This is a genomic window from Syntrophothermus lipocalidus DSM 12680, from assembly GCF_000092405.1.
GTDB lineage: Bacteria > Bacillota > Syntrophomonadia > Syntrophomonadales > Syntrophothermaceae > Syntrophothermus > Syntrophothermus lipocalidus.
Genome location: NC_014220.1, coordinates 877,851 through 893,381 on the forward strand (window position 1 = coordinate 877,851; position 15,531 = coordinate 893,381).

14 protein-coding genes are annotated in these 15,531 nt (G+C 50.3%); all 14 read left to right on the forward strand.

All coding sequences use genetic code 11. The annotated features are described in order from the left end of the window. The first annotated feature begins 118 nt into the window (after positions 1 to 118). Entirely contained in the window at positions 119 to 550 is a 432-nt protein-coding gene (locus SLIP_RS04165; protein WP_013175027.1) for a hypothetical protein, read from the forward strand. Between the two features lie 14 nt (positions 551 to 564). Beyond that, positions 565 to 2,244 carry an FAD-dependent oxidoreductase gene (locus SLIP_RS04170; RefSeq protein WP_013175028.1) on the forward strand — a complete coding sequence of 560 codons (1,680 nt, stop codon included), beginning with the start codon at positions 565 to 567 and terminating at the stop codon, positions 2,242 to 2,244. 193 nt (positions 2,245 to 2,437) lie between these two features. Next, entirely contained in the window at positions 2,438 to 2,785 is a 348-nt protein-coding gene (locus SLIP_RS04175; RefSeq protein WP_013175029.1) for a TOBE domain-containing protein, read from the forward strand. 133 nt (positions 2,786 to 2,918) lie between these two features. After that, positions 2,919 to 3,317 (forward strand): hypothetical protein, encoded by a 399-nt coding sequence (locus tag SLIP_RS04180; protein WP_013175030.1) that lies wholly within the window; start codon positions 2,919 to 2,921, stop codon positions 3,315 to 3,317. A 396-nt stretch (positions 3,318 to 3,713) separates the two neighbouring features. After that, on the forward strand, positions 3,714 to 6,428 hold the full coding sequence (locus tag SLIP_RS04185) for a cation-translocating P-type ATPase (RefSeq protein WP_013175031.1): 2,715 nt from the start codon (positions 3,714 to 3,716) through the stop codon (positions 6,426 to 6,428). 32 nt (positions 6,429 to 6,460) lie between these two features. Further along, the gene (gene dapF / locus SLIP_RS04190) at positions 6,461 to 7,309 is read left to right on the forward strand and encodes a diaminopimelate epimerase (protein ID WP_013175032.1); all 849 of its coding nucleotides are present in this window, start codon (positions 6,461 to 6,463) and stop codon (positions 7,307 to 7,309) included. A gap of 14 nt (positions 7,310 to 7,323) precedes the next feature. Then, a complete protein-coding gene (locus SLIP_RS04195; RefSeq protein WP_013175033.1) occupies positions 7,324 to 8,496 on the forward strand; it encodes an LL-diaminopimelate aminotransferase in 1,173 nt (390 codons plus the stop codon). 42 nt (positions 8,497 to 8,538) lie between these two features. Beyond that, positions 8,539 to 9,420, forward strand: coding sequence for a YicC/YloC family endoribonuclease (locus SLIP_RS04200; RefSeq protein WP_013175034.1), 882 nt, complete (start codon positions 8,539 to 8,541; stop codon positions 9,418 to 9,420). 35 nt (positions 9,421 to 9,455) lie between these two features. Further along, complete coding sequence (remA, locus tag SLIP_RS04205) at positions 9,456 to 9,722, forward strand: extracellular matrix/biofilm regulator RemA (RefSeq protein ID WP_041432709.1); 267 nt, start codon at positions 9,456 to 9,458, stop codon at positions 9,720 to 9,722. A 2-nt stretch (positions 9,723 to 9,724) separates the two neighbouring features. Next, positions 9,725 to 10,357: a guanylate kinase gene (gene gmk, locus SLIP_RS04210; RefSeq protein ID WP_013175036.1), complete on the forward strand. Its 633-nt coding sequence runs from the start codon at positions 9,725 to 9,727 to the stop codon at positions 10,355 to 10,357. Continuing rightward, the gene (gene rpoZ, locus SLIP_RS04215) at positions 10,335 to 10,532 is read left to right on the forward strand and encodes a DNA-directed RNA polymerase subunit omega (protein WP_013175037.1); all 198 of its coding nucleotides are present in this window, start codon (positions 10,335 to 10,337) and stop codon (positions 10,530 to 10,532) included. Before gmk ends, rpoZ begins: the two co-directional genes overlap by 23 nt. A gap of 18 nt (positions 10,533 to 10,550) precedes the next feature. Next, the gene (gene coaBC, locus SLIP_RS04220; protein ID WP_013175038.1) at positions 10,551 to 11,741 is read left to right on the forward strand and encodes a bifunctional phosphopantothenoylcysteine decarboxylase/phosphopantothenate--cysteine ligase CoaBC; all 1,191 of its coding nucleotides are present in this window, start codon (positions 10,551 to 10,553) and stop codon (positions 11,739 to 11,741) included. Between the two features lie 49 nt (positions 11,742 to 11,790). After that, positions 11,791 to 12,975, forward strand: a complete 1,185-nt coding sequence (gene metK / locus SLIP_RS04225) for a methionine adenosyltransferase (protein ID WP_013175039.1) — start codon at positions 11,791 to 11,793, stop codon at positions 12,973 to 12,975. Positions 12,976 to 13,104: 129 nt separating this feature from the next. Next, the gene (gene priA, locus SLIP_RS04230) at positions 13,105 to 15,501 is read left to right on the forward strand and encodes a primosomal protein N' (RefSeq protein WP_013175040.1); all 2,397 of its coding nucleotides are present in this window, start codon (positions 13,105 to 13,107) and stop codon (positions 15,499 to 15,501) included. Positions 15,502 to 15,531: the final 30 nt, after the last annotated feature.

A 15,531-nucleotide genomic window follows, 5' to 3' on the forward strand; every position in this document is an offset into this window, starting at 1 on the left:
GCCCCGCGTGCTTTTGAATCTTATGGGCAGAATCTACCCCCTTTTTGTCGACGGATAGAGGAGAATGAAGAAGTGGTGACGAAGATACACCGTGGGGGAAGTCTGGGAGGAGTGTCGCATGTCGGACATGGTAAAAGCCTTTTACCGCGATATTCTGTTACAGGTGTTATCGATTGAATCGAGAAAAAGGCAGGTCTCGGAGCGCCTGTTGCTGACCAAGTCTGATAGGTTACGGCTCAGGATCATCAGGGAATTCCTCAGCTTGGACCTGGACAAACACACTTTGCTCCAGCAGGCGGCTGTAGTCGGATTTCGAAATCAGGCGTTCGATATATTGGATCATTTGCGCAAGCTCTACGGGGTAGAGGAGTACGACTTGTTGCCTGACCGCATACGAGAAGAAATACGACATACGGAAAGGCTTCTTTTGCCGATCGTGAATGAGATAAAATATCCTAAAAGTAGTAGTTTTTTTGAACGCCGTCTCATCCAAGAGGTGAACAAGTACGTTACTTTGCAGGCCAGGGAATACGTCAAGGTTAGACTTTAAAGGAGGGGAAAGAAATGAGTAAGAAAGTGGTTATTGTGGGCGGGGTTGCCGGAGGAGCCAGTGCGGCTGCGCGCCTGAGAAGGCTCGATGAAGAGGCCCACATCGTGATGTTTGAGCGAGGCGAGTACATCTCTTATGCTAACTGCGGCCTGCCCTACTATGTAGGCGGTGTCATACGGGACAGGAAAAAGCTCTTGGTACAAACCCCCGAAGCGATGCGCCGGAGGTTCAACATCGATGTGCGCACTTTGAGTGAAGTCGTGCGCATATTGCCTGGGGAGAAAGAGGTGGAGGTCAAAAACCTGGCCACTGGAGAGGCGTACAGGGAGAGCTATGATTACCTTGTTCTATCCCCCGGAGCCAGTCCGGTAGTTCCGGATATACCGGGGGCCAACCTGGAGAATGTCTTTACCATCCGTAACGTGCCGGACAGTGATGCTATTAAGGCCCACATCGAGACTCGAAAGCCTTCAACGGCGGTTGTTGTCGGTGGTGGTTTCATTGGCTTGGAAATGGCAGAGGTCTTAATGGCCTGTGGTACCAAAGTAACGTTGGTGGAAGCCGATACTCAGGTAATGCGGGCTCTAGATCCTGAAATGGCGGCGATAGTCCATTGCTATTTACGTGACAACGGGGTAGACTTGCGCCTCGGCGACAAGTTAGTGTCTATAAAAGGTTCTTCTGGAGTGGAAGAGGTAGAGCTTGCCAGCGGAAAGACCTTGCCAGCAGAACTTGTCATTTTGGGGATAGGGGTTCGGCCTGAGGTCTGGCTGGCAAAGGAAGCGGGGCTAGAAATCGGCCCTACTGGCGGTATCCTAGTAGACGAGTACCTGCGTACCTCGGATCCTTTTATTTACGCGATAGGAGATGCGATTCAGGTCAAGGATTACGTTACTGGTCAAGATGTCCTGATTCCTCTCGCCGGACCTGCCAACAGACAAGGGAGGCTGGTTGCTGACACCATAGCCGGGCAGCCCACGCCATATAAAGGTAGCCAGGGAACTGCTATCGTAAAAATAATGGACATGGTAGTGGCGGTGACCGGGAGCAACGAGAAAACCCTGAACCGATTGGGACGTGAACACCTGGCCTGTCATACTCATCCCGCTCCCCACGCCACTTATTACCCGGGCGGGACCCCGATGGCCATGAAACTTATATTCTCACCGGGTGACGGGAAGGTGCTGGGAGCGCAGATCGTGGGCTATGAAGGGGTTGATAAACGTATCGATGTCCTGGCAACTGCGATAAGAGCAGGAATGACGGTTTTCGACCTGCAGGATTTGCAGTTGGCGTATGCTCCCCCATTTTCTTCCGCTAAGGATCCGGTGAATATGATCGGGTACGTTGCTGGTAATATGGTACAGGGTAATGTAGAGATAGCTCACTGGCATGAAGTTGACAAAAGACTGGCCCAGGGGGCGCTGCTTTTGGATGTTCGAACCAAGAGGGAAGTAGAAGACGGGGCAGTGCCAGGGGCCCTTAACATCCCCGTTGACAACCTGCGCGAAAGGCTCAGTGAATTACCAAAAGACAAAGAGATTTTGGTTTATTGCCAAGTTGGCTTGAGGAGCTATATCGCTTATCGCATTTTGCGACAACATGGATTCACAGCTAAAAGCATCAGCGGGGGCTACCGCACATACCATATGGTCGGCAAGGACAAGGCCTGCTTCGAGAGTGGTAACGCGTAGTAGTATCTTTTCTTGCCAATCCCCACCATGGTCGTTCAGCGCGCCGGTGTAGTAAAATGGAACGTGTGGTGTGTGATTTCACAGGCGGGAACAAATGGCAAGGCTTTTAGGCGTAGAAGATTAGAGAAGTTTTGAACGGCAACCATTAGAAAAACATGGCGAGTGCTGACGATAGGGGAGGGCAAAAAGCATCATGGAACTGTATCCACAGTGTCGCTTCTGTGAGGTTGAAAGCTTTTGCCGTAAGACCCAGGATGAGTGTGATGTTTATCACCATTATTATGGATGGGAAACCCAAACATCCACTTCTGATGCTAGATATTGGAAGACCTACGAAAACACTGGGTGGATTAACCGCTTCACAGGAGAGGTAATCAGGGTCATCCACGGCGACTTCATGGCTCAAGTTACTGTAAGATTCGGAGAGAACCAACATATTACTGGGGTAATACCAGTACAGGAGATGGACAGGATGAAAATCAGAGAAGGCGATGTCGCAACTGTCGTGGTGAAAGCTATCGACATAGTTGTAACGAAGTAGCTCTGATTTAGAAACCGTTCCTGCTTTTCCCGCCGACAGGAACGTTTTTTTTGATCTGTTGGTTATCCAGTCTTCGGCTTGCTTAGCCTCGAGGGATTCCCGGCAATATTTTAGGAAAGGGGGAACTTATGAAATGGATGAGCACGAGATCTTCACCGGTCTTGAAGACGTTAAGCTAACACTTTTTGATAGCACGGAATGGCGAGAGATCTGTAACCGGGAAAACTCTATCGGACCTGAAGCTCTGCTGGAAGAGATACTCGACAAGAGAGTGTGGAGTAACGTAGAAATACTCTGGGTGGTAAAGAGGATGTTGTTTTATTACGGGTCCAAAGACAGCGTTCTAAAGAAGGCTCCGCCCGAAAGGCTACTCCTCAACATGGCTGCGGTGCTCCGGGTGTTGTACATGTTTGTAGACTACACCAACCCCGAGCTAGATGACAACATCCGTTCTTATATTTCGAGCAAGCTGACCGATGCTACATGGGGCATTAATCAACGGACCCGGCAGTATTTGCGCAAGCGCGATTGATGTGTCTCGCTTTGGAAGCCGCCTTTTCCTCGCGAAGGCGGCTTTTTTGTTTCCTCAATAGCCAAACAATATCGCCGCGGTCCGGCACAAAATCTTCCGTTACCACAGTTCTTTTCCCACTGGACAACCGGTATCTGCTTCACTGTGAATGATCCCGGCATGTTTACTGAAGCTGGAGGGTTGAAAGAAACCAGTGTTGCTTGGCCAGCGAGAAGACGACAGGCGATACGCAAGCTGGCCAAGCTTGTTTACCGGGAACGTTGTGCGTGTCTCTTTTATCAAGGCCCATCAGCTTCTTGTTTTTTCAGCAGAAGCTTCGAGTGCTCCGCTGTCGATTCTTTTCCTGCCCCGCGACGAATAATATTTTGTCAGAGCGAGGAAGAGGGGTGGGGAAATATGTTCGAGGTTGCATGGCATGAACAACCGTGGCCTGAAGTAGTCCGTCGATTGAGAACCGACTTCAAGAAGGGGCTGTCGTCCAGAGAAGCCGAGAAGAGGTTGAGGGACGGACTTAACAAAATAGATCAGGAAAAACGGGGCAGTCCTTTGAAAAAGTTCATCGGGCAGTTCACCGACACGATGGTCCTGGTCTTGCTCGCGGCCACAGTGGTGTCAGGGCTGCTGGGAGAAATGGTGGACGCGGTCACCATTCTTGCTATAGTAATAGTCAACGCCGTTTTGGGTTTTATTCAGGAGTACCGGGCTGAGAGATCGTTAGAAGTGATAAAAAAGATGTCTTCTCCCGTTGCTACAGTGATTCGGGACGGACGCAAGCAAAAGATTATGGCTGAAAAACTGGTTCCCGGAGATGTAGTGGTCTTAGAAACCGGAGATCGAGTTCCGGCTGACCTTAGATTGATTGAAACCTACAGTCTCGAGATCGAAGAATCAGCCTTGACCGGGGAATCGGTTCCGGTGAACAAAACGGCGGATGTTATTCTACCTGTAAACATACCCTTGGCAGAGATGGCCAACCGGGCTTTTATGGGGACGGTAGTAACCAGGGGGAGAGGGAAAGGGGTGGTTGTGGCCACCGGAATGAAGACGGTTATGGGAGAGATAGCCTTCATGATGAAGGTGTCGCGTCCAGAGCCAACTCCCTTGCAAGCGAAGCTGGACCAATTAGGTAATACCCTCATAGTGCTCTGTATTGGCGTTTGTATATTCGTATCGATACTGGGAATAGTCCGAGGGGAGCCACCGTTGTCGATGTTCATGGCCGGGGTCAGCCTGGCGGTAGCGGCCATACCAGAAGGGCTGCCAGCAGTGGTTACCGTGGTTTTGGCTTTGGGGGTTCAGCGTATGGCCAGGCGCAACGCCGTGGTAAGAAAACTGTCGGCAGTAGAAACTTTGGGCTGTACCACCATAATCTGTTCTGACAAAACCGGTACCTTAACCCAAAACCAGATGACCGTAAAAAGGATTGCTACCTGGGAGCAAGAAGCTACAATTACCGGCGAAGGGTATAGTTTAGAAGGACGGTTCATGGCTGGCCAAAGGGTATTAGATGCTTTAGCGAACAATGCCGTGTCTTTGTTGATAAAGTGTGCCTACCACTGTAATCATGCCGAAATAGACCTGGAGAACCGTGAACAGGTGCTTTATGGAGATCCTACCGAAGGGGCGTTACTAGTTATGGCCTTAAAGGCGGGCTACAAGGGATCGAGGGATGTAGTAAGAGAAGTTCCCTTCGATTCCGAGCGTAAGCTTATGACCGTGGTAGTGGCAGGAGACAACGGTTTTAGGGTTTACGTTAAAGGAGCCTTAGACGTTCTCTTGGATCGGTGTTCCAGAATCGCTCGCCAAGCTGGTACCGCAGTGTTGACAGATGAAGTCAGAAAACGGTTTCTTGGCTTGCAGCAAGAGTGGGCCCAGGAAGCTTATAGGGTTCTAGCTTTTGCTTACAAGGACCTAAGTGAAGCTGAACTGGAAGTTTCCGATGATGCCGCCCTGGAAAATGACCTGATTCTACTAGGAGTTGGAGGTATGGTGGATCCTCCGAGGCCGCAAGCACGCACGTCGGTATCCAGGTGTTTGCGAGCTGGTATTATTCCGGTAATGATAACTGGGGATTATCCGGCCACCGCTTTAGCTGTCGCCAAAAGCGTAGGTATTACTACGAAAGAACAGGTGATAGCCGGATCCGAAATTGACCAGTTAACCGACAAGGAGCTGGTCAATTGTGCCGAAACCGTTAGGGTATTCGCGCGGGTTTCGCCGCAGCACAAGTTTCGTATAGTTAAGGCGTTGAAGAAAGCGGGACACGTGGTAGCTATGACCGGTGACGGGGTGAATGACGCGCCGGCTGTTAAGGAAGCCGATATAGGGATTGCCATGGGAATTAACGGTACCGAGATTACCAAAGAAGCTTCGTGTATGGTATTGGCTGACGATGATTTTTCAACGATTGAAGCTGCTGTTCATGAGGGGCGGGCTATTTATGACAACATCCGCAAGTTTGTGCGTTATCTGTTGGGATGCAACGTCGGGGAAGTCCTAACCATGTTTTTGGCCGCTGTGTTGGGGATGCCGTTGCCCTTGCTTCCCATCCAGATTCTTTGGGTAAACTTGGTTACGGACGGGCTACCGGCAATGGCTCTGGGGGTTGAGCCACCTGAACCAGGGGTTATGAAGAGGAAGCCTCGTCCTAAGAATGAGAGTTTATTTGCCCGCGGTTTAGGTTTGGGAATTCTGGGGCGCGGGTTGTTTATCAGTTTGACGACTCTGGTCATTTTTACCGTCGGTATAGTCTGCGGGAAATTGGCGGGACAGGTCGACCTGGCCTTGGCCCGAACCATGGCCTTTACTTACCTGGTTGCGGCTCAGTTGTTTTACGTGCTCGAGTGTCGTTCGGAACAGTTCACTCCCTTTGAAATCGGATTTTTCGGTAACAAATTTCTCATAGCAGCGATTCTCTCCTCTGCCATGCTTCAGGGATTGGCGGTTTATTCTCACCGGTTGCAGCCGGTATTTGACACAGTACCGCTTTGTCCTTGGCAATGGCTGATGATACTGGGACTGGCGGGAAGCAAGATGTGCTACCAAGCTGTAAAAACGGTCTTTTCAAGAAAGCTTTTACTTTATGAGAATTATGCTAAAATTAGAGCTTAAGAACAGCACAAGCTGAGCGGAGGATGGAGCCTGTGAGATTTACGAAGATGCACGGATTGGGTAATGACTTTATCGTAATCGAAGCCGAAAAAAGCGAGCTCTCGCCTGAGGATTATTCCAGAACAGCGATCAAGCTATGCGATCGCCACTTCGGGATCGGGGGCGACGGTTTGGTCATAGTGGGGAAAGACCGGGAGTTAGACGTTTTTATGAGGATATTTAACCCCGATGGTTCAGAACCGGAGATGTGCGGGAATGCCATTCGCTGTGTATCCAAGTTCGTTTGGGAAAGAGGACTCGTTTCCACGACCAGGATATCGGTGAATACTCTGGCCGGCCCGCGTTATCCTGAGGTCATACTAAAGAACGGAGAGGTAGAAAAGGTCAGGGTGGATATGGGGGAACCGATTCTGGAAAGAAGCTTGATTCCGATGCTAGGAAGCCCGGGTAAGGTAGTCGGCGAGGAGTTGGACACCACGGCCGGGCGGTTTCGGATTACGGCGGTGTCTATGGGCAATCCCCACTGTGTGGTGTTTGTGGATGAGTTCTCCTCTGTCCCTGTCAGTGAATGGGGGCCAGTGCTCGAAAACCACCCGGTTTTCCCAAGCAGGACAAATGTGGAGTTCGCTAAGATCGAGGACGAAAACACGGTGAGCATGCGGGTATGGGAGCGCGGTGCAGGCGAGACCTTGGCCTGCGGTACCGGGGCTTGCGCAACTTTGGTAGCTTCTTACCTGAACGACCTTACCGGGCGCCGGGCTACCGTGCGGCTGAAAGGCGGAGAGCTGATAATCGAATGGGACCCGGACAACAACCATGTTTACATGACCGGGGAAGCCAAGGAGGTTTTTACCGGTGAGGTCGATTTAAGAAAGCTTTAGGAGGGGTATAGGAAGTGAAAGAGAACCAGGCAATGCAAAAACTGCCACCGTATCTCTTTGCCAGGATCGAAAAGAAGATCGAAGAGGCTCGTGAGCAGGGAGTAGACGTCATCAGCTTAGGCATAGGAGACCCGGACCGACCTACTCCGCCTCACATAATAGAACGGATGGAACAAGCTATTAAGGATCCGGCCAATCACCAGTACCCGAGTTCTGTAGGAATGCTTAGGTTCCGAGAGGCCGTGGCATCCTGGTTTCTTGATCGTTTCGGGGTTGAACTGGACCCGAAATCGGAAATAGTATCCTTGTTAGGTTCAAAAGAAGGCATAGCCCACATATCTTTTTGTTTTGTCGATCCGGGAGATGTGAGCCTGGTACCCGACCCTGGTTATCCGGTCTATAATATAGGTGCAATCTTGGCTGGAGCAGAACCTTATCAGATGCCGCTTACAGCCGAGAATCGGTTTTTGCCTGCCCTTGAAGATATACCGCAAGAAAAAGCCAAAAGAGCGAAGTTGATGTTCTTAAATTATCCGAACAACCCGACCGGTGCCGTGGCCGATGCTGAGTTCTTCAAAAAAGTGGTTGAATTTGCTCGGTATTACGATATCCTGGTATGTCACGACCACGCCTATTCCGAGATCGCTTTTGACGGGTTCAAGCCCATCAGTTTTCTGGAAGTGGAAGGGGCGAGGAGCGTCGGCATCGAGTTCCACTCGTTGTCGAAGACTTTTAATATGACCGGATGGAGAATAGGCTGGGCGTGTGGAAACAGGGACGCGGTTGAGGTTTTAACCAGGTTCAAGTCTAACGTGGATTCCGGGGTGTTCCAGGCTGTTCAGGAAGCAGGGATAGCCGCGTTGGAAGGGCCACAAGACTGTGTCGAGGCTATGCGGAACCTGTATCAAAGAAGACGCGATGTGGTGATCGAGGGGTTAAACGAGATGGGGTGGAGGCTGGAGCCTCCTAAAGGGAGTATTTACGTGTGGGCTCCGGTGCCCAAAGGGTATACTTCTGCTAGCTTCGCTGAACTGGTATTAGAAAAGGCGGGGGTTATCATCACTCCTGGGACCGGATACGGGGATTACGGAGAGGGTTACTTCAGGATCGCTCTTACCGTAGAGGAGGACCGGCTCAGAGAAGCTCTACAGAGGATGCATGATGCATTGGGGAAGGTCGAGTTTTAATCAGGCCGTAACTACAAGTACTATACCTAGGAGCTGACTATAGTGACGATTAGAAGTATGACGGGATTTGGTCGGGCTGATGTATCCGACGACTTTTACCGGGTGACCTGCGAAGTTAAAGGCGTTAACCATCGTTTTTTTGACCTACATATCAGACTCTCCCGGAGATATGCGGGTTTAGAAGACCGGATTCGGGAGCAGGTCAAGAGGCACGTAATCAGAGGTCGAATCGAGATGAGCCTTAACGTCGAGCGGATTGGCGAGGCCGAACGGAGCCTGAAAGTTGACAAAGGTTTGGCGATGGCTTATCATAAATCCTTGATAGAATTGGCAGAATATCTAGGGATTTCATCCGATTTCTCGGTAATCGACGTCTTCAAACTTCCAGAAGTCTTCAACTTGGAAGACGAAACCGAGGACATGGACGCTGTGTGGCGGACTATAACCAGGGCTGTCGATGAGGCCCTTTTGCTCTTGTTGGGAATGAGGGAGAGGGAGGGCGAGAATCTTAGGCAGGATATCCTTTCACGTAACCAACAGATAAAGACAATGGTAGACAAAATAGAAGAGCAGGCAGCCGTTATTCCTAAGGAGTACGCTGATAGGTTGAGAATAAGGGTACAAGAACTTTTGCCTGACATGAGGCTTGACGAGAACAGGATATACCAGGAAATCGCACTCTTTGCCGACAGGGTTAACATCACAGAAGAGATTGTAAGGTTAAGGAGCCATATAGAACAACTGACGGGTCTATTGGCTGCGGGAGGCGCCGTAGGCAGGACAGGTGATTTTTTGTTGCAGGAGATGTTTCGGGAGATAAACACTATCGGTTCCAAGGCCAATAACCTGCTGGTCAGCCAGTTGGTGGTTGGGGTTAAAGCCGAATTGGAGAAGATGCGAGAACAATTTCAGAACATAGAATGATTACAGGAGGTGGAACCCCGCATAGCGGGGGCGTTATGGAGATAAGGCTAGTTAACATTGGTTTTGGGAACATAGTAGCAGCCAACCGGATCGTGGCCATAGTGAGCCCCGAATCAGCTCCGATCAAGCGTATAATTCAAGAGGCCCGGGAAAAAGGGGTATTAATCGATGCTACCTACGGTCGTCGTACGCGGGCAGTTATAATCGTAGACAGCGGGCATGTGGTTCTTTCCGCGGTACAACCAGAAACCGTGGCCAACCGTCTCTCGGTCAAGGAAACTACCAGTGCGGAAGAGGAATAGGCGTGCATGATGGGGTATTACCGAAACGAAAAGGTATACTGTTTGTGATTTCTGGGCCTTCGGGTGTAGGCAAAGGCACTCTAAAGGACACTTTACTCAAACAGCAGATCGATATACAGTATTCGGTGTCAGCTACCACCCGACCTCCACGTCCTGGCGAAGTGCACGGAGAGCATTACTTTTTTCTATCGAAAGATACTTTTTGCCAGTTGGTAGAGCAGGGCGAATTCCTGGAATGGGCTCTCGTTTATGATCATTATTACGGGACGCCTCGTAGCTTTGTTTTAGAAAACTTGCAAAAAGGACAAGACGTGCTGCTGGAGATCGACATTCAAGGGGCAAGGCAGATCAGACACCAGTTCCCTGAAGGAGTTTTCATCTTTATAGCCCCTCCTGATGTTCAAGAACTCGCCCGCCGTTTACGTAAGCGGGGAAAGGACTCAATTGAGGCGATTGAAAAGAGGTTGTCCAGTTACGCTGAGGAAATGGCCCAGCTCCAGCATTATGATTATCTCGTGGTTAACGATCGCGTGGAAGCGGCGGCGGAGAAGTTGGTGGCGATTATGGTGGCAGAACGATGCAGGGTAACAAGATTGATAAGGGGGGAAGATAATGAGACCGCCTTCGATAAATAAGTTGATGAAGGTCAGTGACAGTAAGTACGCCATAGTCGTGGCTGTAGCCAAACGAGCGAGGGCATTATCTGAACTCCACAAGAAAGATGAAAACTGGAGACTATCCAGTATGGTTTCCTTAGCGTTAGATGAGGTTAGCGGAGGCAAGGTCAGGATCAAGTATAAGAAACCGTAACGGGTGGGGGCTGCCTTTATGGAATTTAACAAAACGGTGGGCATAGGTGTAAGCGGTGGTATTGCCGCGTACAAGACGGCAGACCTGGTTAGCCGGTTGGCGAAAGCCGGAGCCGATGTACATGTGATAATGACTCGGAATGCCACCAGGTTTGTTACCCCTTTAACTTTCAGGACCTTATCGGGCAACCCGGTGTTGGTTGATTCTTTTGAGGAAAATAACAGGTGGAAAGTCCAGCATATCGGTGTTGCCGAAGAGATAGATGTTTTGGTCATCTGTCCAGCCACGGCCAATATAATTGGCAAAATGGCTCACGGGCTGGCCGATGATTTGTTATCTACCGTGGTTTTAGCAACCCGAGCGCCCATACTTGTGGTGCCGGCTATGAACACCAATATGTACGCCAACCGGATCGTACAGGATAACCTCCAGAGATTGCGGGAATACGGGTTTCATGTTTTGGAACCGGAGGAAGGGGAGTTGGCCTGTGGAGCGAAGGGGAAAGGGAGGCTTCCCGATATCGAAGGAATCTATCATAAAATAATGAGCTTGTTGAACCCACGGTTGGATTTCGCCGGCAAAACCGTGCTCGTAACCTCGGGCCCAACCCGAGAGGCTATTGATCCTGTCAGGTTCATCAGCAATCGCAGCACCGGGAAAATGGGGCACGCTCTAGCCAGAGCTGCTTTAGCACGGGGGGCCAAGGTAATTCTGGTGAGTGGGCCGACTGATTTGCCGGTTCCGCTAGGTGTAGAATATGTTCCGGTTACCAGTGCTGAAGAGATGTATCGTAGGGTGCGAGACTACTATAGGGATTGTGATGTGGTGATAGGGGCGGCGGCAGTAGCCGATTACCGGCCCCGCCAATTCAGCCAGCAAAAGTTGAAGAAAGGCGATAGCGACCTGGTCATCGAACTTACCCGGAACCCGGACATTTTGGCCGAATTAGGCAAAGACAAAGGTAACCGGATACTAGTCGGCTTTGCCGCAGAAACCCAGGATTTGATCGCCAACGCTGTGGACAAGATGCACAAGAAGAATCTTGATCTGCTCGTAGCCAATGATGTTACCTTGGAGGGAGCAGGATTCGGGACAGACACCAACATCGTTACCATAATCTCTAGACAAGGTGATACTACCCCGTTGCCTGGTATGGCAAAATCTGACCTAGCAAATGTTATTTTGGACCGCATATCGGAATTGTTCTGAGGCGGTTTTCAGGCGTCGTCCTGTATTTTATTAAAGGAGCTGAAGTTGCATGAAGCGGTTGTTCACTTCGGAATCGGTTACCGAGGGGCACCCGGACAAGATTGCGGATCAGATTTCAGATGCGGTCTTGGACGCCATCTTGACTGAAGACCCGATGGGAAGGGTAGCTTGTGAGACCCTGGTTACTACCGGTTTGGTCATGGTAGCCGGGGAGATTACTACCAGCTGCTATGTAGATATCCCGAGACTGGTTCGGGAAACCATACGTGAGATAGGGTATACGCGGGCTAAATTCGGTTTTGATTGTGACACTTGTGCGGTAATAACGTCAATCGACGAGCAGTCCCCGGATATAGCTATGGGCGTGGACCGGGCATTAGAGGCTAAGATGGGGGAGATCACCGAGGAAGAACTGGCCACAGGGGCTGGTGACCAGGGGATGATGTTTGGTTACGCTACTAATGAGACAGAAGAACTCATGCCTCTGCCTATAATGCTTGCTCATAAGCTGGCCATGCGTTTGGCTGAAGTTCGCAAGTCCGGTATAATTCCCTATCTACGACCTGATGGGAAAACACAGGTTACGGTCGAATATGACGGCGATACCCCTGTTCGTGTGGAGACCGTGGTCGTGTCTACTCAGCACCATCCTGATATTTCGCTTGCGACCATAAGAGAAGACATTATAGAAAACGTAATCGAAACCGTGATTCCGCCTCATATGCTGGACCGCAATACCCGTTACCTCATTAATCCTACCGGAAGGTTTGTCATCGGAGGTCCCCAGGGGGACACCGGGTTAACCGGGAGGAAGATTATAGCCGATACGTACGGAGGCATGGCTCGCCATGGAGGAGGAGCTTTTTCTGGCAAGGATCCTACGAAAGTGGACCGGTCGGCGACATACGCTGCTCGTTACGTGGCCAAAAACCTGGTAGCTGCAGGTATTGCGGATCGATGCGAGCTGCAGTTGGCTTACGCCATAGGGGTAGCCAGGCCGATTTCCGTTTCTGTCGATACTTTCAGCACTGGTAAGATAGCGGAGTCGAAGATCGTGGATATTATCAACGAAGTTTTCGACCTTCGTCCTGCGGCTATCATCAGGGATCTTAACCTGCGCCGGCCTATTTACAAGAAGACCGCAGCATACGGGCATTTTGGCCGAAACGATGAGGACTTTACCTGGGAAAAGACAGACAAGGCGGAGGAATTAAGGAGACTGGCAGGGCTCTGAGGTAGGAGTTGTGAAGGTTCGTAGCATGAGAACTACGTGCTTTTAATGCAAGTGTCAATCAGTAGCTATTTTGGGTAATTACTTTGGCCGGGTTTTGTACCCGGCTTCTTGGTTTAGGGGGAGCTAAGGATGTATGCCGAGGTCTTGATAAATTTGGGTTTGGCTAGCGTAGATAGAGTTTATGTTTACGAGGTTCCGCTTGAACTGGCTTCTAAGATAAAGGTTGGAATGCGGGTGTTAGTTCCTCTAGGAAAGAGTCACCGCGAAGGGTACGTGCTGCGTTTCACAGACAAGCCAGGAGTGGCAAGATTGAAGTGCATTATCAAACTGCTGGATGATGAACCGGTTTTGACGGAAGACATCTTGAAACTGGCAGAATGGATGGCCGAATACTACCTGTGCTCAGTCGGTGCCGTGCTTAATAGCGTCATCCCGCATTCGCTAAGAAAGAAGAGGAAAGCCTGTCTTGTTCCTTTGGTAGACCAGGCCCAAGGCGTGGCAGTGGTTCAAGCCTTTGGTAATGATAAAGTACTTGATCTAATGGTTCGTCTTTGGGAGGAGGGAGAGGTAGATGTCAAAGAAGCTTACCGTATGCTAGAAGGCGAGGTGTTGCTAAAGACCCTTGAAGATAAGGGACTGGTTGCGCGCACTGGCAGATATGGACTGTATCGAACTGTTTCGACCCAACAAGTTTATGAATTGGGACCTAAGTTTGCTTCAACGGAACTGCCGCATCTAGAACGAAGAGCCCCGCGTCAGTTTGAAATTGTTAGATGGTTGTACGAACGCGGGCAAGTTGGTGCCCAGGAGCTAGAGAAGAGGTTCCCTCGGTCAAGCTTAGCCAGTCTTCTGGGTAAAGGCATTATCACCAAAAAACGGGTGACTGACAGCCCGAGTGAACAGCCGCTTCTGCCGACTTCGCACCAACAGAACGCCATACAGGTTATTTCATCTTTGGTTAACTCGGGACAATTCGCCCGTTGCCTGCTGTTCGGGGTTACGGGAAGCGGCAAGACCGAGGTCTACCTTCAGGTGGTAGAGCGGGTTCTGGCTTTGCGCAAGCAAGTGATGGTTTTGGTGCCGGAAATCGCCTTGGCCCAACAGATGATACGCGTTTTCTCCGCCAGGGTAGGCTCTCGTATGGCAGTCTTGCATAGCGGGCTTTCTGATGCCGAAAGATACGAGGAATACCGGCGCATTCTAACCGGCGAAGTGGACCTGGTGTTGGGGGCTCGTTCCGCTGTATTTGCTCCTCTTAACAACCTGGGATTGATTATTATCGATGAAGAGCAGGAATACACGTTCAAACAGGAAAATTTTCCCCGGTATCATGCGCGGGAGGTAGCCCAGAGGCGGGCTCAGCTGCAAAATGCGGTTCTGTTGCTAGGCAGCGCTACCCCCTCGGTCGAGACTTTCTACAGGGCTCAGATTGGGGATTACAAGTTATTGGAACTTCCAGAACGTATTGGCAGTAATATGTTGCCCAGGATGCAGGTTGTCGATATGAGAGCTGAGTTTAAGAATGGTAATCGCAGCATATTCTCGGACTTATTACGACAAAAAATAGGAGAACGGTTGGATAAGGGCGAGCAGGTGATACTTTTCTTGAATAGGCGGGGTTTTTTTACCTTCGTCATGTGTCGTGAATGCGGGTTGGTTTTGACCTGTCCACATTGTTCGGTGCCCTTGGCTTATCACCGGGTTACGGGAAAGCTACACTGTCATTACTGTTTTTCCCAAATACACCATCAGGAGACATGTCCGCGCTGTGGGAGCGTGTATATGCGGAAGCTTGGAGTGGGCACGCAAAAGGTGGAAGAGGAAGTCATGAAGACTTTCCCCCGAGCCAGGGTTGCCAGGCTGGACACCGATACGACTCATAGGAAGAACTCTCCTCGCCAAATCGTCGAAGCTATGACAAGGGGAGAAATCGACGTCCTGGTGGGAACCCAAATGGTGGCCAAGGGGTTTGATTTTCACGGTGTTACCTTAGTAGGGGTTGTTCTCGCCGACACTATGCTGAACCTGCCGGATTTCAGGGCTTGCGAGCGTAGCTTTCAACTGTTGCTCCAGGCGGCAGGACGGGCGGGCAGAGGGTCTAATCCGGGCGAGGTAATAATCCAGACCTACCAGCCTGATAGCCACGCGATCAAATACGTTATTCAGCACGATTATCCTTCATTTTATCATCAAGAGATCGGGTTTAGAAAGTCGATGAAATATCCACCGTTTAGCCGGCTGATAAGGATTATAGTTAGTTCAGCCACGGAAAGAAGGGCTGAAGCGACGGCTTCAGAACTGGGCCGATTAATAAGAGAACTGTTGTCTGGCCACGATGAAAGTGTGGATATTCTTGGACCGGGCCCTTGCTACCTGGCTAAATTGCGGGATAGGTACCGGTTTCAGATATTGCTGAAAGGGTCAAACCAGGACTTATTGACCAGCGTAGGAAGGTATATAATAGAGAAAAGCAGATCCAGCAATATTAGAATAGATGTCGACGTTGATCCACTGTTCATGATGTGACCGCGGAAATTTAGTTTGGGAAAGGGGAAC

What these genes read in the sequence shown, in the direction of transcription:
- priA (WP_013175040.1), top strand. Translation starts at nt 13,105, where the DNA reads ATGTATGCCGAGGTCTTGATAAATTTGGGTTTGGCTAGCGTAGATAGA.
- rpoZ (WP_013175037.1), top strand. Translation starts at nt 10,335, where the DNA reads ATGAGACCGCCTTCGATAAATAAGTTGATGAAGGTCAGTGACAGTAAG.
- remA (WP_041432709.1), top strand. Translation starts at nt 9,456, where the DNA reads ATGGAGATAAGGCTAGTTAACATTGGTTTTGGGAACATAGTAGCAGCC.
- SLIP_RS04175 (WP_013175029.1), top strand. Translation starts at nt 2,438, where the DNA reads ATGGAACTGTATCCACAGTGTCGCTTCTGTGAGGTTGAAAGCTTTTGC.
- coaBC (WP_013175038.1), top strand. Translation starts at nt 10,551, where the DNA reads ATGGAATTTAACAAAACGGTGGGCATAGGTGTAAGCGGTGGTATTGCC.
- SLIP_RS04170 (WP_013175028.1), top strand. Translation starts at nt 565, where the DNA reads ATGAGTAAGAAAGTGGTTATTGTGGGCGGGGTTGCCGGAGGAGCCAGT.
- metK (WP_013175039.1), top strand. Translation starts at nt 11,791, where the DNA reads ATGAAGCGGTTGTTCACTTCGGAATCGGTTACCGAGGGGCACCCGGAC.
- SLIP_RS04165 (WP_013175027.1), top strand. Translation starts at nt 119, where the DNA reads ATGTCGGACATGGTAAAAGCCTTTTACCGCGATATTCTGTTACAGGTG.
- SLIP_RS04185 (WP_013175031.1), top strand. Translation starts at nt 3,714, where the DNA reads ATGTTCGAGGTTGCATGGCATGAACAACCGTGGCCTGAAGTAGTCCGT.
- SLIP_RS04180 (WP_013175030.1), top strand. Translation starts at nt 2,919, where the DNA reads ATGGATGAGCACGAGATCTTCACCGGTCTTGAAGACGTTAAGCTAACA.